The sequence below is a fragment of the Microbulbifer variabilis genome (assembly GCF_056232115.1).
On the sequence record NZ_CP174325.1, the window covers coordinates 4,184,693 to 4,205,300 of the forward strand.

The window sequence follows — 20,608 nt, forward strand, 5'->3', positions numbered from 1 at the left end:
TTCAAAATGTGAATGGAGATAGTACATTTGGCTGCTATCATCGCCGCTTCGGGCAAGATTGAAATGCCTGCCCGGATTATTCCGACTATCACTATTAGGTAACAGGTAGAGTCGTCCATGTTGGAAAAGCTGAGCAAACTACTCGACGTAGAAGAGCTGGATCGCAATCTCTTTCGCAGTCGTCACCACGTCGAAAATTATCGAAAAGTACTATTTGGAGGCCAGGTGCTTGGGCAAGCACTGATGGCCGCTACACGCACTGTTGAAGATCGTTTGCCACACTCCCTGCACTCCTATTTTTTGCGCCCCGGCTCCAGCGAACTACCGGTGATCTATGAGGTGGACCCTATCCGCGATGGAGGTAGCTTCACCACTCGCCGCGTTGTCGCAAAGCAACGAGGTCGGGCAATTTTCAACATGTCTGCTTCGTTCCAGATCAAGGAGCCCGGATTCGATCACCAGGCTGATATGCCATGCGAAGGGATTCCTGCCCCAGAGAACCTAAAGAATACGCAGCAACTGGCGCTTGAGGCAGGCTTAGTCAGCCCACAATATGATCAGCGCCGCTATATGATTGACTTCCGCCCGGTAGATCCTAAAAGCTACTTTGGTGCCGAGCTAAGTGAAGCGAAGTGCATGTTCTGGCTCCGCGCCGAGGGTGAGATGTCTGATGACCCTATGGAGCACCGCGCTGCGCTCTGTTACGCATCGGACATGGGATTGCTTGGAACCTCCTTACAGCCACACCATATTTCTTTGTTCGACCCCCACTTAATGCCGGCCAGCGTCGATCATGCGATGTGGTTCCACCGGGACTTCCGCCTGGACCAGTGGCTCCTCTATGTAACCGACAGCCCTTCCGCTACTGGCGCACGCGGATTTGCCCGTGGCCAGATTTTTACCCGCGACGGCGTACTGGTAGCCTCCACTGCGCAAGAGGGCCTAATTCGACAAATTAAAAGTTAAATCAATGGTTTACAGTAAAAAAAAGGTTGCTATAATGCCGCCCACTTCGCTGATGAAGCGAGACCAATAAGTCGGTGAGTAGCGCAGCCTGGTAGCGCACTTCGTTCGGGACGAAGGGGTCGGAGGTTCGAATCCTCTCTCACCGACCAGATCTCAAAACCCGCACTAAGCGGGTTTTTTTGCGTCTGGATGACATCTATTTTCATCGCATAGTGGATTGATAGCTCTTTTCATCCAGATAACTCTTCTACCCACAACTTCCTGCTATTTTTCAACCACTCTCCCTTCAATCCACTGAAGTAGTCCAAATAGCTGACCTGGTGGTTTTGACATATATTCAAGCTAAAGCATCACCCTGCCACCAGGGAAAGAGAAAGGCCCATGAAATACGAAGAAATTCATGAGGAACATGACGACCCCCTGATCAATCAGCTGCACCGGGCGATCAAGGCAGCGGTTAGATTTCTAGCCATTCTTATGGTCATGGTTATTTTTTGGACCATTGCCGATGTGATTTATGTGCTTTATGAGAAACTCAAGTCTCCCCCATTCCTCCTGCTCGACATGGAGGACATCCTCGCAACATTCGGAGCCTTTCTGGCTGTCCTGATCGCAATCGAGATTTTTACCAATATACGCTTGTATCTGGGCACCAATGTCGTACCCGTCCAGTTAGTTCTGGCTACTGCCCTTATGGCTGTGGCCCGTAAAGTAATTGTTCTCGACCTTGGACTGGTAAGCTCTGAACAGATCATAGGTATCGCCATGGTCACTATCGCACTGGGCGTTTCCTATTGGTTAGTACAGGAAAAAATCAAACGTTCAGCGTAAAACCCACTACCGGTTCCTTTACACACATGGTTTACGACCTCGTAAATCAGGGCTCATAACCCTTCTCCCCCGTTATTGATTAACAAAGAATGGGGATATTTCTGGTGTTGTCAGATTTGCACATTGATAACGACTTTATAAGTGTATACTTTTTGTTAGTGTTTAATGCTAATTGATAACTTCAGTCACCGGGAGCTGGTAGACACAGGTGCCTTACTCTCGCCAATTTGCTTGAAGGTGACACTTGGGCACCTGTAGGCTTGGAAGCTGTCCAAATCTCAACCTGTTGGATTTCCTGCCAAAAAATGATGCTTACAAGACTGCTTACTCTCTCCATACTCCTCCTTTCTATCACCCCGGCCACCTGGGCTTATGACTTGCTTTACACAGCGAAAATAGACCCGGAAACCAAACTCGCGCGGGTGGAATTGGCACTTAGCGGGAAGAGTATCCCCAGTAAACTCACGATCAATTTAAGTTCGGGTCGCTACAAGGATCTTAAAAGTACAGACCCTCTTGAGATTAAAGGTGACAAGGCAGTCTGGCGCCCTAAAGGCCGTCAGGCAAAGCTCAGCTACAGCTTTGTGATAGACAACCAGAGGAGCAATGGCGGGTATGACTCCAGAATTACCGAAGACTGGGCAATCCTCCGCAGTGACAAGTTAATAGCCCCCATCTCTGCGACCAGCCGTGGACGTTCAAATGCACGCCTAAAGCTAGACATGCCCAAAGGCTGGTCATCTGCCCTGCCCTATCCAAAGATTGAAAATAATCTATACCGGCTATCTGATCCAAAACGTCGCTTTGTAAGGCCCAAAGGGTGGATGATCGTGGGCAAAATTGGCAGCCGCCAGGATATCATCGCGGGAACCGAAACCCGGATTTCCGGCCCCAAAGACCAAAATATACACCGCCAGGATATCCTCGCCTTCCTTAACTGGAACCTGCCGGAGTTAAAGAAAATTTTTCCGCTTTTTCCCGATCACTTATTGATCGTTACAGCAGATGATCCAATGTGGCGTGGCGGCTTATCAGGTACCCGATCATTATTTATGCATGCTGATCGACCACTAATCAGTGGAAACCGTACCAGCAGCATGATCCATGAGCTGGTACACGTCGGTACAGGCATCCATGGGGACGATCGGAGCGATTGGATTGTTGAAGGCTTGGCTGAATTTTACTCGCTTGAAATCCTACGTCGCACCGGCGGAATTAGTGAGGACCGCTACCAGGAGGCTATGGATAAACTAGCACGCTGGGGCAAAAAGGCCCCCTCTCTTTTGGTTAGACGCTCTTCGGGCCCAGTCACTGCCCGTGCTGCCGTAGTTATGCTGGAGCTGGATAATGAAATTCGAAAGGCTAGCGGCGGAAAAGCCAGTATTGATAATGTAGCGCGGGAGCTGGCAAGCACCCGGGGAGAAGTGACCCTGGAACGATTCCGTGAGCTATCCGAACAAGCTGCGGGCCAACCTATAAAAACCCTGGCGGTGGAAAACCTTACCGACGAGGGTCGGTAAAACGCCAAAACGCAAATAAAAAAAAGCCCTGACGACGGGGGGGGAGAGCGTCAGGGCCAAGACCATTAGGAGTGAAACTTGGAGGATTTCATCCTTGCTACACAGAGAGCAAGCCATTTCAGTCTGCTCTACCGGCGCTACTAAACACGTTTTGGGGGAGACGTGCTAGCCAGATAAAGACAGTATCGAACACACATGAAAGATTGCCAGCAGCGCTGAAAATAAATTTAGAACAAATGGAAATAGGTTCATTGGGAGCAGTGCTAAAAGTTATTACGCCTTCTGCCTAACCGTTCCACAGGAACTTTCCCGACTTTTTCACCTTTCTTTTTCATAATGTTGAAATCAACGCTTGACTAATCTCCGGGAGTCCATAGAATAGCGACCTCTTACGCAGCCAAGTGCACGTAAGTATAAGAAAACGCTAGGATTTTTCAGATTTATCAGATAGAATTCGCAGCGTTCCATTTCGCACTAAGTGTGAAATAAAAGGCTAGGTGGCAGAGTGGTCATGCAGCGGACTGCAACTCCGTGTACGCCGGTTCGATTCCGACCCTAGCCTCCATTTTCCTTTTCATCGCAAAGTCCTGTGAATTGCGCTGGAAGTGAGGATGAAGGACAGAGCAAAAAGCTAAGGTCCCCCTCGCAAAGGAACTGCCCGGGTGGTGGAATTGGTAGACACAGGAGACTTAAAATCTCCCGGCTTCACGGCCGTGCCGGTTCAAGTCCGGCCCCGGGCACCACACAGCACTTCAAAGTTAGATAGTTATTGTCCCCTCTAGTAGGAACGCTTCTCTATATTTTTTTCCTCAGAATTTGAAGCCCCAGCCCCACTTCAACTCAGTTTTAACTTGATCAAAAAGTTGGCAGCTTACATAAGAAACTCATCACTCAATGAAGAGTCAAGCAACCCTTCGGTAGATCCGGCCATACCAGTCATAAATTCCCTCAAGTGATTTACTAAATATGACCCAACAATACGCATTGGGGTTAAGTTACTGGCGAACCCCTACTCCACGCACTTACTAATTACGATTAAATATACTCCTCAGATCCAAACCCCTCCCTTGAAGTTTATGCCTCTTCCAGGTTGCCCTTAAAATTTACAACGACTTCAAAAAACGCGCTTCACGAGGAAGAAAGCGATTCTCATAGTCCAGAGAAAAAACAACACGACTTGCCCTGCCGACTATTTCCTTTCGGGGAATAAGACCTATGACCCTGGAATCAGCGCTGTTATCTCTGTTATCCCCAAGGGCTAAGTAATGACCTGAGGGGATAGTGCCAGCGCTAAAACTCGACATTGGGGAAGAGTGTTTGTCAACTCTGACGAAGTGCTCAACACCTAGCAGATTTTCTATTTTATCCAGGCTATCACCATCAGCTTTAACAAGCTCATAATCAAGCCGCCGCCCATTAATTGTTAAAATATTATTTTTCATCCTAACATTATCCCCTGGAACACCAACAACACGTTTTACTAGCCTCTTTCCGGAAACTTTAGAATCAAAAACTACTATATCCCCCCTATCTGGGTTGGAAAGTTGATAAAGGGAAAAATGTGTAAACGGTACACGAACATCGTAAGCCATTTTATTGACAAGGATTCGATCACCTTCAACAATTGTCGGCCTCATAGAACCTGTTGGCACATCGCTCCAATCAGCTACAGCACTTCTGAAAATTAACATTAAAGCCAAAAATAATAAGATTGATTTATTCGATCCCCAAGCTCTAACCATAAAATTCTTCATCGCAATTCCTTTTTGCCTGACTCACATAAAATCTAGCATCCAGAGACTAGAGATGATAAATATCGAATGCAAGACACCCCATCGCAATAGGCATATCTACTCAGCGCAAATCAAGATAATATCTATCTAAATGGATCATATTTATGAATGTATGTAATTCTTATAAACGAAGACGGAATTTACCACCCTGCTCCTCATCCCCGGTGGACCATTCTGGATAAGTTCTGCATCTGGCTTTGCACGAGCTTTTCAACCCTATCATCGACCAATCGCCCATACTGATCGAAAGCCCTGGAGGCATCACTTACCATAATTTCTGGCTCATTGAGAACCCACGCTTTCAAAAACACCATCACCTGCCGCAAATGATACTGACACCGACAAGTACCCATACGGCCAGGGCTAGCCCCCATGATTGCAACCGGCTTATTATAAAACCCTTGTGGTTCATACCGAGACAACCAATCAATCGTATTCTTTAACACCCCAGGCATTGAATAATTATATTCTGGCGTGACAATCAGCACGGCATCAGAAGCAAAGAGAAGCTGATTTAATTGATCAACACTTTTTGGAAAACCAACATTCTTTACATCTTCATTGTACAAAGGAATATCATCAATTTTCCTAAGGTAAAATTCTAATTCCTTCGGCGCTAACTGAATGGCTTGATGCATCAGCTTTTTATTAAAAGATTCTGTTCTGAGACTACCACACAAAGCCAACACATTGATGGGAGCCATATAAATTCCTCTAACAGCCTTCTTGTGCCAACCTTAACCAGAAGATCGATACCTTTTAATATACTATAGGTACCTTGCACTACTGTTATTAACGCTTAAGATTTGACACCCGCCCAGATACCAACCTGCTTCTTGAATATCGCGAATGGCTAGTCACGTCACCACTGTCTACCCTTAGCCTGATTGGCATATTTTTCTTCATTTTGGTTTCTCTCCTTTTCTGAACGTGAAAGACACGAGGTTTACTATGAGGAAGTCAGCAAGAGAAACGCTGCGTACTAAAGAGCTCGCACAACTCAATACCCCAACAGACTTGAGTGAGAGCGCGCGTGAAGACATTACCAGCGCAGTGAATACATTGCTGGCAGATACCTTCGGGCTGTTTATGAAAACCAAGAATTTCCACTGGCATGTGAGCGGCCCACACTTTCGCGACTACCACTTGCTGTTCGATGATCAGTCAGAAGAAGTATTGGACATGACCGACGCGCTGGCTGAACGTGTGCGCAAGCTGGGAGGCACCACATTGCGTTCCATAAGTCATATCGCCAAATTGCAACGCTCAACTGATAACAACTCCGACTTTGTAGACCCACAAGACATGCTAGCGGAATTATGCGAAGACAATCAGGAGCTTGTTGCTTTTATGCGTGAAGTGCATGAGTTGTGTGATGACCACCATGATGTTGCAACAGCGAGTTTACTGGAAGAATTTATTGATCAGTCGGAAAAACGGGCTTGGTTCCTGTTTGAAGCAAGCCGGAGATCAGGTCTAACACGGCATTAGATTTCTCATGTCCCTAGACTTTAGAGCGGATTACATCCTATGGCACTTTAGGAAATATATCGTATTACAGGCCCGCTAGGATTAACATGACAACTTCAGTTCATAATCGGCGGGTCTCCAACCTATCAAGCTCATCATTATCCAGAAAAAGAAGAATTAGATTAAGATCATCACTTCTGTAAAATGCTTTACTTTTATACACCGCGCTTTGCATTTAGCATTTAGGAAAGTCACATTTCTAAATGCGCTCTCAAGACATTATGCTACTATCCCCCACCACCCCAAACCGCATGCCTTCCAATAATTGCTGACACATAGGATTCTAATATTGTTTGCAATCGAGAATACGAACGGCGGCTACCAGTTTCACTAGGCTATATGGCCTTTAAATATGATTGACAGCGTAACATTGCTAAAATCATATGGTTCAATTAAATGCCGCTAGTATTGCGGCAACTATAATTTTTATTGCTCCGTGAAGCTTATGACCCTCTGCGGAGAGACTGAAAAGCAGTAATGAAATATGACCATTGATTCTATCTGGAAGAAATACAGCGCAGCCCTCAAAGCTTTCCTCCATTCCAGGATCTCATCACCCGATATGGTGGATGATATTCTTCAGGAGATTCTGATCAGAACCCACAAGAATATCCATACGATCAGAGACCAAAAGAGTATCAAGTCCTGGTTATTTCAGGTCGCCAATCACGCGGTGATTGACTTCTATCGTAAGAAAGGAAGAGTAAAAGAGGTGACCCTAGACGATTCTTTTACGATAGAGGAAGACACCAATACACAACAAAGTTTATCGGCATGTATAGAACCCTTCATTAAAGGGCTGCCACCTCAATCGGCAGAACTGCTGATAGTAATCGAGCTAAATGGCCAGTCGCAAAAGGCTTATTCTGAGGAACATGGGATCCCCTACTCTACTGTCAAGTCCCGGGTACAAAAAAGTAGAAGGGAACTGCGCAGTCTATTTGAGGATTGCTGCCACCTGACACTCGATAGTCACGGAGCCGTGATTGACTACGTTCCTAAGTCCAATAAATACAGAAATTGTTGAAATCTTATCGTCCTTTTTAAGAGTGGCCCGTCTTATAGATATATACACTAGAGATGAGGATCAAAATGCTTGAGGTCATTAGCTTTAAAATTTGCCCCTTTGTACAACGGGTGACCGCTCTTCTTGAGGCCAGAAAGATTCCCTACAAAATCCAATACATCCGGCTTAAGGACAAACCACAGTGGTTCCTGGATGTGTCTCCGAACGGGCAAGTGCCAGTACTCATAACGGAAAGTGGCATAGCTCTATTTGAGTCCGACGCAATCGTTGAATACCTAAATGACATCTACCCCCGCCTGGAACCAGACATCAGCCCTGAACAGCGCGCCCTTGATAGGGCCTGGAGTTACCAGGCCGCAAAGCATTACCTGGTGCAATGTTCAGCTCAACGTAGCGCCGATAAGCAGACCTTGGAGGAACGTAGCAACAAACTTGACAAAGCCCTTGAGAAAGTCGAAAAAACTATTGGAAATGGGCCTTTCTTTAAAGACGCAAGGCTAAGTGACGTCGATATCGCATGGCTACCAATACTACATCGTGCCGCCATTATTGAGCTCCATTCGGGATATGATTTCCTGGCGGACTTTCCGAAAATGAAGGCTTGGCAGGCCAAGATGCTGCAGACGGGGCTCGCAGAAAAATCGGTGCCTGAAGATTTTGAGCAGCAATTTGTAGATTTCTATCTATCAGAAAATACTTACTTAGGTACTGGTAAAATTAGTATCAACAATCAAGATAACTCCTGCGCGAATCGCAGTTGTTGTTAAAGAACTTTGTTGTGCCCCCTTCTTGGGGGCACAGACAATCGCTAATCAGCCTGACCCCTAATATCAAAGTAATGGATGTATTCTAATCTGCCCCTCCCTTACGTCTACTCGGCTCATGGGCCTCATAGCGAGGCAAGATATCCAGACTGTCCCAGTTTGCCCTTGAAGTTACAAAGTTGTGAGAAATTGGGCGCTCCTGAATATCTGAATCAAGAATGCCAAGGCGAAGGCGGAACCTTGAAGGGTCTTCAGAATTTGAGCTGTAGATCGGCGATGCACATACCTTACAAAAGTGCCGACTCTTTCCCGGGCGAAGCTCGAATGAGCCGATCAGATGCCTCCCTTGATCAATTGTTAATCCGCCTGCGTCTACGAAGCCATTGGTAGCAAAGGCAGTTCCGCTAGACTTACGACAAAGGGAACAATGGCAGTGAATAATATCCTTCACTCCACCACGGATAGAAATCTTAACGCCTCCACAAAGGCAGCTCCCTTTGTACATAACATCTCCATTAGTTATTAATAGAATTGGCCATACGTGCCGAAAGGACAACCCGAAGCCATTGCACACATCTTCCACGTGTAATAAACACACAACTTCGCCATTACACCCCACCCTATAGCCACTTCAGGAAGCAAATTAAAACGCTTTAGGGCAGATACTTCAGGAAAAACTCTTGTATATTTTCTCCCATAACCTTGCGGATTTCTCTCTCTGTAAATCCTTGATTCAACATTTCCCCAGTCAACAGATCCAGGTCGCCAACATCAAACGAAACCTCAACACTACCGTCATAATCTGATCCTAAAGCAACCTGATCCACTCCCAACAACTCTACGGCATAGCGAATTGTTTTAACAATATTATGGGGGCTGTTATCGCAAACTGCCCCTTTCCAAAAACCGATACCTACTAAGCCTCCACGCTCAGCTATCTCCTTCATAAGGTCATCGCTAATATTTCGCGGCGAGTTACAGCTGCCTTTCAATCCTGTATGAGAAACAATCAAAGGCCGTTCTGTCAGTGCCAACACATCTCTAACAACGGTTTCAGAAGAATGGGCTACATCAATAATAATCGAACGACGATCCATCTCCTGAACAGCCAGGCTTCCAAACTCCGTTAAACCGCCTTCACTTTGCCCATGAAGCGATCCACCCAATTCATTATCAAAAAAATGCTGTAATCCCATCACCCGAAAACCAGCATCGTATAAGCGATCTATGTTAGATAATTTACCCTCCAGTGGATGGGCTCCTTCAATACCGAGAATTGCCGCGAGAGTGCTGGCTCCTCGCTCCCGGGCCTGAAGGACTTGGCGCAGATCTTCAGCGGTGTGTACAATGCGAAACTGCTCCGGGAAAGATTCCTGTAGAGCAGTGGCCCTTTCGGAGTGGAAGAGCGCACGCTCTACAAGGCTATTCCAGGTTCTCGGTGGCCAACCTTGAGCGACCGCTAATAGCGTTATGTTGTCTCCGGCATCAGCAGAATTTTCACGATAGTTTTGCCCTCTGGGAGACTTGGTGACTGAAGTAAAAACCTGTATTCCGAGATTGCCGCGCCGGGCTCTGGGTAAATCAAGATGACCATAACTGGCGTCATTTGATAAATCTCTCGCCCAGAGGAAGCTATCCGCGTGCAGGTCACCAACAATAAGTGATCTATGCAATGTTCTAGCCTGCTCGGAGGTCTCAGAATAACCAGCAGAACCTATTTTGTTTAAATTTCGTTCGACCTCTGGAAGTAAAAACCACCTCCAACTCGAGAACAATATCAGTGCCAGTGCTGTCAAACTTGCAAGCCACGTCTTCATAATGAGTCTCGGTAGTCAATAATGTTGCGTAAAGTTGCCGTTATAACCTAAGAAGTTGTGGTATGTCAGGAACTTTAGGGGTCAATTAGTAATCACTGGGCAAATGAACCGGAAAGCTCGAACTAATTACGCTAAGGTTCAGCAGCCCAGTGTAATAACTAGCAGATAGGAAGACTAAGGAATAACAGTGGCAAAATACTATCGACTCACTCTGTTAATACTGATTACGGCACTATTCACTGGTTGTGCAGCACTTTCGCCTAACTTTCAAAAACCCGAGGTAGAAGTGATCGCAGTAGAACCACTGCCCGCAAGAACTGGCAACAACCTGAAGTTTCGAATACACCTCAGGGTCTTTAACCCAAACAATAGTGAGCTGGCACTATCAGGACTTTATTACACCTTACGCTTAGGAGGACATAAAGTGCTGACAGGCACCTCCAACAACCTCATGCCCATTGCTCCCTACGGTCAGGATGATATTGCTGTGGATGCTACTGCCAGCCTGGTTGGGTCTATCTTTGCTGCTGTCGACCTTATTAATCAAAATCAAGATTCCATACCTTATGAGCTGGAAGCAAAAATAGGCTTGAGTAAATCGCTGCTCCCTTCAATCAGGGTGAATAGAAGTGGTGTGATTAGCTTGAATCAGTATCAATAAGTCTTCTCCAGGGTTCATTACTCAGCATTACTACTTCAGTGCCGTGTCTTAATTAAAGCTTGTAGCGCAGCTATTCAGGAGGGCAAGTAGATATCGTCCTCCTGACAATGAAAAACTCATAATTGCTTAGTGACAATCAAAGACATTACAAAGTTACCCATCGGGGCACCATTGTGGCTCAGAAAGCCTTCATCAGGACGAACCTGGGAAGTATAAATTTTCGTGTTGTACCTGATATTGAAGCCAAATTCATAGGTATTACGCCCCCAAAAAGCCCCGATATTTGCGAGGATCACTTCTTTCTCTGGGACTACACCATAACTGAAAACTTTTACTCCCCTCTTAATCTCGGAGTTTCCCTCCATTAATACATTTCTCTGAACTGCTTTATGTTCCATCCCCAGCTTAAAATACCAGTATTGATTCCCTACTCGCGGTAAAGATATCGCACTGAAAGCTGGTAAAGAACTACCCAATAATAAGGTGATTCCGGCAGCATAATCTCGGACTATGTTGCCGGTTTTCCAGCGTAAGTAAGGGACCAAGCGATAGTTCATGCCTCCAAGATTCACTTTAGGTAATCGGTAATCCAGCTTAAGCTCCGGCATTAGCCCCCATTCATTAAAAATCTGGGAGTCCCACCCATGTGGAGGTGGCGAGGAGACAATCCAGTGTAGAAAAGTCTGTGTGAGACGAGCACCAGACCTAGGACCAATAGTCCCCGCATCAAGAGTGAAATCAACAATCCAGCGATTAGAGAACTGATATTTGTAGCTTGCGCCTAAATAGCTCCAACCAGCATATGGATGTTCATCATTGATTGGTGCAGATCTACCGAGATGGTCCGGGGTATAGATCTCCTGGCCAAGCCTTAAAGTGTAGGCTTTGCCTAGAGGACTCCAACGGATAAAGAGACCACCGGTATAGTCCCTATCAGTTTGGAAAAATGCATCATTAACCAATTCCAGCTGGAGTTTCCCCCTGGGAGAGTCATTCGCATTGGCCAATGAGTGATAACAGGCAGTAACCAAACTAACAATAAAAATCGGGAGTTTTTTTATATTCCTCAGCACCCTTAACCCGCCCCTTCATCCGTTGAAACCGGTACATCAAGTTAGTAGCCCTGTGATTAATTGCCCCAGTCACCAACTTTATCAGCCCCAGGAATTTCAAACTCAAGGTACTCCTGAATGCTAAATGGCATTTCTTCCATAACCGCTCTAACCCGCTGCCCAATGGCTTTGGTTTCGGGGCGCGCATTGGCCAGTCCGGTGTAGGGGATACCCTTCCCACTGGGCACATCCGGGTACTTCTTTTTAAAGAGCCGGTGCCGGGCTACCATGTGATTGAACTGCCCCTGGGTATAAATTAAGGGCACTAATTGCGGATACTCTTCACGAGGGTCCATATATAGGTCGTAGTAAGCCTCCGGCATTCCTGAAGATGCGACCTCACCAGCACCAATCCAGTGACGCTTATATCTCCCTTTTACCGTAGCCCCCAGATTGTGACCGGCATAGATAAAAACATAATCCCGACGGCTGTAGGTGTCACCATTTAGCAGCAGCGCTGTCTGGTCCAGACCATCCACTACCCTATCGGTGGGAATATGCTCAGTCGCACCGCCAAGCCTTGCAAATGTGGTGTATAGGTCCGTGATATGAATGATGTCCCCAACTGCCTGACCGGGCTGAATCATGCCCGGCCACCAAGCAAAAGCCGGTACTCTCACACCTCCCTCAGTAAAATCCCCTTTCCCCCCCCGATATAACATTGGGAGCATGCCCCAACCTGCCGGCGGGCTATGCACCATGGGGCCATTGTCTGCCATGGCGACAAAAAGGGTATTCTCCGCAATACCCAGCTCTTGCAGCTCTGCCATCAATTGGCCAGTGAAGTCATCGACTTCGGGGAATGAGTCTGCCACCATCAGACCAGAAACTGAGGGTTTGGGCATAAAGGCAGCCATAAAATTCAGAAAATTGGGCCAGTAAGCCACAAAAAACGGCTTTTTGGCTTCGGCATTCTTACGGATGAATGCCATGGTGCGACGCTCCGCCTCCGGGTCAAACTTGCTAAAACACTCGTTGGAAGTACCGCACCACTCCCTACCCTGCTGCCCTTTCTCACCCTCAATGTTCATTACCCAACCGGAGGGAATCAGGCCTGGATTGTCTAGGCGATAAGGATCGGGAGGGTATATCTCAGGAAACATACCAAGTACTGCATTTACAGCATTGGCCTGGGGATTGAAGAGAGAGGTTATCTGGTTCATGGGAGTAAATAACGCCTCATCAAATCCCTGGTTATGCAGATAGCTCTCCTCGATATCTCCCAAGTGGCCCTTCCCAAAGAATCCCGTGGCATAGCCGGCCTTTGACAGTACCTCCGCAATGGTTACCTCTTCAGCGCGAAGACCGGAAAATTCGTGGGGCATTCCCACAGTCCCCATGCCATACCGCACCGGATGACGACCGGTAAGCACAGCTGCTCGGGTAGGCGTACAGGAGGGTTCGGTATACATACGTGTAAAGTTGATACCCTCTGCCGCCATCTTGTTTAAATTGGGTGTTGTGTAACCAAAGTTCTTTTGAAGTACAGGAAAGCCAACAGCACCAAAGGCGGTATCATCCCAAAGTAGGAAAATGATATTGGGTGGCTGCCCATGCTTTTCCCGCAGGGCCTGCAAGCGTTTGGCTATTTCAGAATCTTCTTTTTGCCAGCGCCCACCATTTTGCATCTTCAGCACGTAATATTCGGCATCATGCACCACCTGCGCCTGCGGTAACATTGAGCACAGCAGCGCCAGTAGCCCTGCCAGAGATTGCCTCACTAACACACCCACCCTCCTATATTTATTTTGGCTGGGACAGCAATACTTTGATGAATTGAGTTACAAACCCAATTCATCACTCTAGAAGAACGACCCAATGGCAGCGCTATATGTGACGACAAATAGAGAGTTTTTGTAAATGGTTGGACGTTACAAGCTCAGTAATTACGTCAGGAAGGGTAGACTTTGAGATGTGGAGAGCCCCCGCCTCAAGCAGGGGGACACCTATAAATAATAAGACCGGTAATATGAAGGGATTTAGGTCATGGAGACTTATGATTGTCCGCCATTAACACCGGCCAAGCTGCGCGCAGGTACATCACCATGGTCCATAGAGTGAGCGCTGCGGCAACATACAGCAACAGGTAGCCCAGTGTTTCCATCACTGGAAAGTCTCGGACATCAAAAGCAAGAAGGACTATGATCGCTGCCATTTGTGCGGTCGTTTTTATCTTACCTACATAAGAAACTGCAACGCTGCTACGCTGGCCCAACTCTGCCATCCATTCCCGCAACCCAGAAACAGCGATCTCACGACAAATTATTACTGCGGCCGCCACCGTAAACCAGGCGCTCTTATGCAGCCCAACAAGTAACACTAGAGCAGTGGCCACCATCAACTTATCTGCAACCGGATCAAGGAAGGCGCCAAAGGCTGTACTTTGGTTTAGTTTTCTCGCCAGGTAACCATCCAACCAATCTGTGGCTGCAGCGGCAGCAAAAATCACGGCAGAGGCGATATAGCTCCACTTATAAGGTAAATAGAAAACCAAAACCAGGACCGGAATCAGTGCAACGCGAAGCAGTGTCAGTTGATTGGCGAGTGTCATACTTTTCTCTGTTCTTGTGGAGGGCGTACGTTAACAAGCCATCGCACAAAATGAAACGCTCAGTAGGAAAGCCGGATAATTTTTTCGACAACTTCAGCTGTTTATCATTCGTGATGTAAGGCCGAATATATATCTTGTGCGAGTTTGCGACTTATTCCTTCCACGCTGGCAATTTCTGTCACCGTAGCCTTCTTAATTTCCTGCAAACCACCAAAGTGGCGCAGCAATGCTCGCCGACGCGCAGGCCCTACCCCACCAATGCCTTCGAGTGGGGACTCTCGCCTCTTTTTATCCCGACGAGCTCTATGCCCCGTAATAGCAAATCTATGGGCCTCATCTCGAACTTGTTGAATCAGGTGCAATGCAGCTGAATCAGCGGAGAGCACGAGTTCTTTATTGCTAGAAACAACATGCAGAGTTTCAAATCCAGCCTTGCGAGTGGTGCCCTTAGCCACACCTATAATTTGTACGCCAACAACCCCAAGCTGATTGAGGGATTCAACAGCCTGGCTCACCTGGCCTTTACCCCCATCGATTAACAGGATATTTGGAAACTTACCCTCCCCATCAGACAGTCTTGTATAACGTCGCTTAAGGGCCTGTCCCATTGCGGCATAGTCATCCCCGGCCTGTATTCCCTTGATGTTAAACAGACGATAATCCGTTTTAACAGGGCCGCCGGTATCGAACACAACACAAGATGCGACCGTTGCTTCACCGGATGAATGGCTGATATCAAAACACTCCAGTCTTTCTGGCAGCTGCTCTAACCCAAGTACCTCCTGAAGAGACTCAAAACGACCAATTAACTTTTGCTGGGCAGCTGTACGGCTGCTTAAATTCTGTTGTGCCGCCTGCTGTGCCATTTCTACCCAGGTAGCTCTTCTGCCTCGCAAACGATATACGATCGCAACGTCCCTTCCTGCCTGTACACCGAGAGCCTGCTGTAAAGGCTGCATATCTTCAAGGGCTTCCGAGACCAATATCTCGCGAGGAATTTCACGAGGATTGCCAATATAGAATTGGGGTACAAAAGCAGAAAGCAGCTCCACGGGGCTCAAGCCGAGACGTTCACTGGGGAAGTAACTGCGACTGCCCAAGATACGCCCCTGTCGAATAAACAGAACGTGTACACAGCAACTTCCCCCTTCACTTGCCACCCCGAGCACATCGACATCGCCACTATCACCCTCTACCACCTGATCGGCCTGGAGGCGGCGCAAAGCAGAGATCTGATCCCGCAGGCGCGCAGCTTTTTCAAACTCCAAGGCTCTGGAGGCATCATCCATTTGGTCGGCAAGTTCGCGGATTATATTGTCGCTCTTGCCGGTGAGAAACATTTCCGCATGCCTCACATCCTGTCGATACTCATCCTCACCGATAAAATTCACACAGGGCGCAGTACAGCGCTCAATTTGGTATTGAAGACAGGGCCGGGAGCGATTGCGGAAGACGCTGTCTTCACAAGAACGGATACGAAATGTCTTCTGTAGGAAATTCAGGCTATCGCGAACCGATGAGGCATTAGGGAAAGGGCCGAAGTAGCGTCCCTTCTTACGCTTGGCTCCACGATGCAAAGCAATACGTGGGAAAGTATCGCTGCTCGAGAGAAAAATGTAAGGATAGCCCTTATCGTCTTTCAACATCACATTGTAAGGTGGATGCTGGGACTTGATCAGGCTTTGCTCAAGTACTAAGGCCTCTGTCTCGCTACGGGTGACAGTGACTTCAATATTGCCAATACGCTGCACCAACGCCATGGTCTTTGCGGTAAGGCCTGAGCTTCGAAAATAACTAGAAAGCCGGTTGCGAAGGTTTTTCGCTTTACCCACATAAAGGATCCGGTTATCCGCATCAAACATCTGGTAAACGCCAGGCTTGCGGGTAACCGAGGATAAAAAACGCTTGCTATCAAACATCTGGCAATCGGTACAGTGGGTTCATCAGGTTCCCACAGAAATTAAAGAGCCGCTTCTGGGTCAAGTATCTGGTACTTAACGGCAAGCAAAGTTAGCTCCACATCGCTGTTAATATTCAGCTTCTCAAATATCCGGTAGCGATAGCTATTTACGGTTTTCGGGCTTACGGAAAGCGACTGGGCAATCTCTGCGACTTTAGCGCCGTTAACAATCATATCAGCGGTCTGTAATTCACGTTTGGATAGTTTCTCGAAAGGAGACAGGTTTTCCGCCTGGCCAGAGACATTCCGCAAAGCCATTTTGGTGGCCATGGAGTTACTGATAAAGACACCACCACTGACAACAGTACGAATAGCGCGAACCATCTCCTCCAGGTCTGCCCCCTTAGTGACATAACCCATGGCGCCGGCCTGCATTAATCGACCAGGGAATAGGTCATCATCTAGGGCACTAACCGCGATCACCTTGGCCCCTGGACAGCGGCCGAGCAACTTTCGCGTTGCTTCAAGACCACCCATTCCAGGCATTTTAACGTCCATCAGGATGACATCGACCTCAGACTGGCGCACAAACTCCAAGGCTTCTTCGCCACAGTTTGCCTCGCCAACAACCTCTATATCCGCGACGTCACTCAGCATGCGCGAAATCCCCATTCGCACAAGATCGTGATCATCCACCACTAAGACTTTGATCAAATTATCCCCAACTACGGATAAGTGCAGCGGCTGCGCAGCGTATTAGTCCCCATCGCGCGCTCCCTCAAACTGCGTTCTTCTTTTTACTCACGAGGAAACTACCCCGTGTAGATCCACCCCAAGAATCCTGTCGCAACATACCAGACAAAAACGCTACTGCAAAGCAATACTGCCGTTTCAAATGCTGCCGAAAAGACATTTGGCCACAGGATCTTGCTGCCTTTATAACCATTTATTATACCGTAAAAACGTACCAAGTTATTTTTCTGCGATCAACATTCTCCTTTCCGCACTATTTGCGCCCTTTGATACGGATATGTGAAGAAAATGTTTATGGTACAAATCGAAATATATGAATCATGCTGCATTACTTTTGGTTATATAGTTACAGTTTGGAAAGGGCAGCATAAAGCCCTGTTGGGGATGATAGTTTTCTGGCAGTCAAACTCAACTGGCCCGGGAACTTTTGATCAGGGTAACTACGACCAACAAAAGATTGACTCTGCGCACGATTAACTGTGCTTAAGGAGCAGCCCCCAAATGAAGAGCCTATGAAAGAAAAAAGAGTCCGTGAGCTGCAAGCAAAAGCACCGAAGAGATGTTAGGGGTAGTAACGGGGTTCCGGCTCCAGGGATACACCAAATTTAGCATGGACATCTTCAGCAATATCTTCAGCCAATCGCGTCACTTCAGCACCGGGTCCTCTACCTGGATTTACCAGTACCAGAGCCTGCAACTCATGAACCCCGACAGCGTCACGCCTGACACCGCGCCAACCAGCCCGATCTATTAACCAGCCTGCAGCTAACTTCCAACAATCCCCAGCAGCAAATGCAACGAGATCCGGGTGCTCTGCCTTGAGATTCAGATAGCTATGGGTATCGACAATAGGGTTCTTAAAAAAGCTGCCGGCATTTGGGATTTTATCCGGCAACGGCAGCTTACTGTTGCGAATATAAATTACCGCCTGAGCAACCTGTGAGGGTGTAAGCCTATCAACATTCCAATTTTGTCCAGCTACATACTGGCTTAGCGCGGGGTAATCAATATGCGCTTGCCATTTCTTGGGAAGGCACAAGTTCACCTGGGTAATAATATATTTGTCCCGGAGTTTCCCCTTAAAAACACTGTCACGATAAGCGAAACTACAATCTTTTGCTGCAAAGTTTCGCAATTCACCGCTTGCGATCTCCATTGCCTGGAGACTCACGAAGCGATCACACAACTCAACTCCGTAGGCACCAATATTCTGGATTGGTGCAGCACCTATCTTGCCAGGAATAAGGGCAAGATTCTCAAGCCCTCCCAACTCCCCTTGCACCGTAGCCATTACTATTCGGTGCCAATTTTCACCAGCCGCCGCTTCTAGAATATGGCCCGAATTGTCAGGCCTAATAGAAAAACCACGAAGGTCGACCTGAATGACCAGGCCCGGATAATCACCTGTTAAAACTATATTACTACCACCACCAAGGGGCAATATTGGCAGGGAGCGCTCGCGGGCAAATGCTAATGCCTCACGCAACTGCTCCAACGTTTCCACCCTGGCAAAGAATGCACTGTGCGCAGAAATTGCCAGAGTATTATGCGGTTGCAGATCAATATCATTCTCTATCATTGAGGTTCAGCTTTAGCCGAGCAGTGAGCGCATGCGCTGAAGATCCTGTTCAGTATCTACACCGCCAGGTACCTCTGCACAAGCATTAGCCACATGAATATTCTCATCGTGGTACAAAAAGCGCAGCTGCTCCAGAGCTTCAAATTTCTCCAGAGGGGCCATTGGCCAAGTCACAAAACTTTGTAGCTGCGCCACTCGATAAGCATAGATTCCAATATGCCTACGTGGTTCCAGGCCTGCAGGTAGGTCGCTGCTATCCTGAGCAAAAGCATCCCTGGGCCAGGGAATGGGAGCACGTGAAAAATAGCGGGCCAAACCGGATTCTGCAGTTACAACCTTAACGATATTCGGGTTATGGAAATCCTCCAGGGTAAGAATTGGCTCTGCCAGAGTAGCAACGCCCGCATCGGTATTTTGCGCGAGATTGGAAGCTACCTGATCGATAACCTGAGGCGGAATCAAGGGTTCATCCCCTTGTACATTTACCAGGATACGATCGTCGGACAACCCCAGGTTTGCTGCCACTTCTTGTAAGCGATCAGTTCCTGACGCATGCTCCGTGGATGTCATACACACTTCACCACCAAAAGAACGTACAGTCTCCGCCACGCGCATATCATCAGTAGCGACAAAAATCCGCTCTGCACTACTCTCACTGGCACGCTCGTAAACATGCTGAACCATAGGCTTGCCGGCAATATCAGCCAGGGGTTTACCAGGTAACCGGCTTGAACCGAAGCGAGCGGGAATAATTACGTCAAAAGAGAAACTATTTTTCATGTTGGCAAAACTGTTGCAGGTGCTGATGCACCTTCTGATAGAAAAGGTCTGGTAATTTCGCTCGCACCTCAAGTGCCCACCAATGGCTCTCCCAGAAATCCCGGCATTTCACCGCGTCTTTCATAGTCATTAGCACTGGGGTTTCGCCATCAAAATGCAGCTCCTGTGGACTGAACTGATGATGGTCCGCAAAGGGCTGCTCCATCACCTTGTAGCCAAGTTTCTGCAGTTCGCGGAAAAACCGCTGGGGATTACCTATTGCTGCAACTCCATGACAGGGGCCGATCTCTGGTCCGGAAGTCAGTCGCAGGGTGGAGGTCTGGTCTAGATTGAACTGGTGCCAACAAGATGGCTCCAGTGTCATTTGGAATTCGAGCAAATCACCACACTGCTGCTTTACCTTGGGCTCTGGCTCGCCATTACTAACCACAATATCCACACTTTGCAGGCGGGTGGCGGGTTCCCGTAGCGGGCCCCGCGGCAACATATGGCCGTTGCCTAGGCCACGATGGCCATCCACTACGCAAATTTCCAGGCTCCGCCAGAGACTGTAATGCTGTAAACCATCATCCGAGAGAATCACATCGCACTGGTGGTAGTCGATCAGGGCCTGGGCGGCTTCAGTGCGTTGTGGGGAAACCATCACTGGAACTCCAGTGATCAGGTGCAGCATCAAAGGCTCATCGCCAGACTCCAATGGATGTGATTGCGCTGTAACCTGATAGGGGTAACGCTCAGCTCGCCCGCCATAACCGCGACTGATAATACCGGGGTTGTGGCCCCGCTCTTTAAGCCAGCGCGCGAGCTCTGCCACAAGTGGTGTCTTGCCAGCACCACCAACGGTAATATTCCCAACCACAATAACCGGTACTGAAAGAGGTTCCGGTGGCGTACGTGAGTTTAATACCCGACGCCGCCTACTCACTCCACCGTAGAGCATTTCCAGTGGCGTCAACAGGGAGAGGGAACGCCCCTTCCCTTTCTCCGGATACCAGCGCTTGTTAAACCAGTCTTCCAGTGACAT

19 protein-coding genes and 3 tRNA genes are annotated in these 20,608 nt (G+C 47.8%); 10 read left to right on the top strand and 12 right to left on the bottom strand.

Going from position 1 to position 20,608, the window contains the following annotated elements; translation table 11 throughout:
- Positions 1–117: 117 nt before the first annotated feature.
- The 6 genes from ACJJI7_RS18620 to ACJJI7_RS18645 all read left to right on the top strand — a co-directional run bounded on the left by ACJJI7_RS18620 (position 118) and on the right by ACJJI7_RS18645 (position 4,060).
- The gene (locus ACJJI7_RS18620) at positions 118–966 is read left to right on the top strand and encodes an acyl-CoA thioesterase (protein ID WP_020412908.1); all 849 of its coding nucleotides are present in this window, start codon (positions 118–120) and stop codon (positions 964–966) included.
- 72 nt (positions 967–1,038) lie between these two features.
- A tRNA-Pro gene (locus ACJJI7_RS18625) sits at positions 1,039–1,115 on the top strand.
- Positions 1,116–1,347: 232 nt separating this feature from the next.
- Positions 1,348–1,797 carry a phosphate-starvation-inducible PsiE family protein gene (locus tag ACJJI7_RS18630; protein WP_020412909.1) on the top strand — a complete coding sequence of 150 codons (450 nt, stop codon included), beginning with the start codon at positions 1,348–1,350 and terminating at the stop codon, positions 1,795–1,797.
- A gap of 305 nt (positions 1,798–2,102) precedes the next feature.
- Positions 2,103–3,317 (top strand): hypothetical protein, encoded by a 1,215-nt coding sequence (locus ACJJI7_RS18635; protein WP_282953393.1) that lies wholly within the window; start codon positions 2,103–2,105, stop codon positions 3,315–3,317.
- A 491-nt stretch (positions 3,318–3,808) separates the two neighbouring features.
- Positions 3,809–3,882: transfer RNA gene (locus ACJJI7_RS18640), tRNA-Cys, on the top strand.
- 91 nt (positions 3,883–3,973) lie between these two features.
- Positions 3,974–4,060 (top strand) — tRNA-Leu (locus ACJJI7_RS18645).
- A gap of 360 nt (positions 4,061–4,420) precedes the next feature.
- Here the strand turns inward: ACJJI7_RS18645 and lepB are convergent.
- Both lepB and ACJJI7_RS18655 read right to left on the bottom strand, forming a co-directional pair.
- Positions 4,421–5,071 carry a signal peptidase I gene (lepB, locus tag ACJJI7_RS18650; protein WP_282953392.1) on the bottom strand — a complete coding sequence of 217 codons (651 nt, stop codon included), beginning with the start codon at positions 5,069–5,071 and terminating at the stop codon, positions 4,421–4,423.
- A gap of 194 nt (positions 5,072–5,265) precedes the next feature.
- Positions 5,266–5,814: an NADPH-dependent FMN reductase gene (locus tag ACJJI7_RS18655; protein ID WP_282953391.1), complete on the bottom strand. Its 549-nt coding sequence runs from the start codon at positions 5,812–5,814 to the stop codon at positions 5,266–5,268.
- Positions 5,815–6,061: 247 nt separating this feature from the next.
- Between ACJJI7_RS18655 and ACJJI7_RS18660 the strand changes: the two genes are divergently transcribed.
- The 3 genes from ACJJI7_RS18660 (at position 6,062) to ACJJI7_RS18670 (ending at position 8,434) form a co-directional block, all read left to right on the top strand.
- Positions 6,062–6,601, top strand: coding sequence for a Dps family protein (locus ACJJI7_RS18660; protein WP_020412931.1), 540 nt, complete (start codon positions 6,062–6,064; stop codon positions 6,599–6,601).
- A gap of 523 nt (positions 6,602–7,124) precedes the next feature.
- A complete protein-coding gene (gene sigZ / locus ACJJI7_RS18665; RefSeq protein ID WP_020412932.1) occupies positions 7,125–7,667 on the top strand; it encodes an RNA polymerase sigma factor SigZ in 543 nt (180 codons plus the stop codon).
- 65 nt (positions 7,668–7,732) lie between these two features.
- Positions 7,733–8,434, top strand: a complete 702-nt coding sequence (locus ACJJI7_RS18670; RefSeq protein ID WP_026305039.1) for a glutathione S-transferase family protein — start codon at positions 7,733–7,735, stop codon at positions 8,432–8,434.
- A gap of 82 nt (positions 8,435–8,516) precedes the next feature.
- Here the strand turns inward: ACJJI7_RS18670 and ACJJI7_RS18675 are convergent, their stop codons facing one another.
- Both ACJJI7_RS18675 and ACJJI7_RS18680 read right to left on the bottom strand, forming a co-directional pair.
- On the bottom strand, positions 8,517–8,936 hold the full coding sequence (locus tag ACJJI7_RS18675) for a GFA family protein (RefSeq protein WP_020412934.1): 420 nt from the start codon (positions 8,934–8,936) through the stop codon (positions 8,517–8,519).
- A 148-nt stretch (positions 8,937–9,084) separates the two neighbouring features.
- Positions 9,085–10,104, bottom strand: coding sequence for a dipeptidase (locus ACJJI7_RS18680; protein ID WP_282953390.1), 1,020 nt, complete (start codon positions 10,102–10,104; stop codon positions 9,085–9,087).
- A gap of 331 nt (positions 10,105–10,435) precedes the next feature.
- Between ACJJI7_RS18680 and ACJJI7_RS18685 the strand changes: the two genes are divergently transcribed.
- Entirely contained in the window at positions 10,436–10,909 is a 474-nt protein-coding gene (locus ACJJI7_RS18685) for an LEA/WHy family protein (RefSeq protein ID WP_282953389.1), read from the top strand.
- Positions 10,910–11,025: 116 nt separating this feature from the next.
- Here ACJJI7_RS18685 and ACJJI7_RS18690 read toward each other — a convergent pair whose 3' ends face one another.
- The 8 genes from ACJJI7_RS18690 to lpxK all read right to left on the bottom strand — a co-directional run bounded on the left by ACJJI7_RS18690 (position 11,026) and on the right by lpxK (position 20,608).
- Entirely contained in the window at positions 11,026–11,982 is a 957-nt protein-coding gene (locus ACJJI7_RS18690; protein ID WP_282953388.1) for a lipid A deacylase LpxR family protein, read from the bottom strand.
- Positions 11,983–12,038: 56 nt separating this feature from the next.
- Entirely contained in the window at positions 12,039–13,748 is a 1,710-nt protein-coding gene (locus tag ACJJI7_RS18695; RefSeq protein ID WP_444901523.1) for a sulfatase-like hydrolase/transferase, read from the bottom strand.
- A gap of 257 nt (positions 13,749–14,005) precedes the next feature.
- Positions 14,006–14,572: a CDP-diacylglycerol--glycerol-3-phosphate 3-phosphatidyltransferase gene (gene pgsA, locus ACJJI7_RS18700; protein WP_020412939.1), complete on the bottom strand. Its 567-nt coding sequence runs from the start codon at positions 14,570–14,572 to the stop codon at positions 14,006–14,008.
- A gap of 104 nt (positions 14,573–14,676) precedes the next feature.
- Complete coding sequence (gene uvrC / locus ACJJI7_RS18705; RefSeq protein ID WP_020412940.1) at positions 14,677–16,491, bottom strand: excinuclease ABC subunit UvrC; 1,815 nt, start codon at positions 16,489–16,491, stop codon at positions 14,677–14,679.
- Positions 16,492–16,532: 41 nt separating this feature from the next.
- The gene (locus ACJJI7_RS18710; protein ID WP_026305042.1) at positions 16,533–17,186 is read right to left on the bottom strand and encodes a response regulator; all 654 of its coding nucleotides are present in this window, start codon (positions 17,184–17,186) and stop codon (positions 16,533–16,535) included.
- Between the two features lie 601 nt (positions 17,187–17,787).
- Positions 17,788–18,804, bottom strand: a complete 1,017-nt coding sequence (murB, locus tag ACJJI7_RS18715; RefSeq protein ID WP_282953385.1) for a UDP-N-acetylmuramate dehydrogenase — start codon at positions 18,802–18,804, stop codon at positions 17,788–17,790.
- A gap of 12 nt (positions 18,805–18,816) precedes the next feature.
- Entirely contained in the window at positions 18,817–19,584 is a 768-nt protein-coding gene (gene kdsB, locus ACJJI7_RS18720) for a 3-deoxy-manno-octulosonate cytidylyltransferase (protein ID WP_282953384.1), read from the bottom strand.
- Positions 19,574–20,608, bottom strand: a complete 1,035-nt coding sequence (gene lpxK / locus ACJJI7_RS18725) for a tetraacyldisaccharide 4'-kinase (protein ID WP_282953383.1) — start codon at positions 20,606–20,608, stop codon at positions 19,574–19,576. The genes kdsB and lpxK overlap by 11 nt, the downstream gene beginning before the upstream one ends.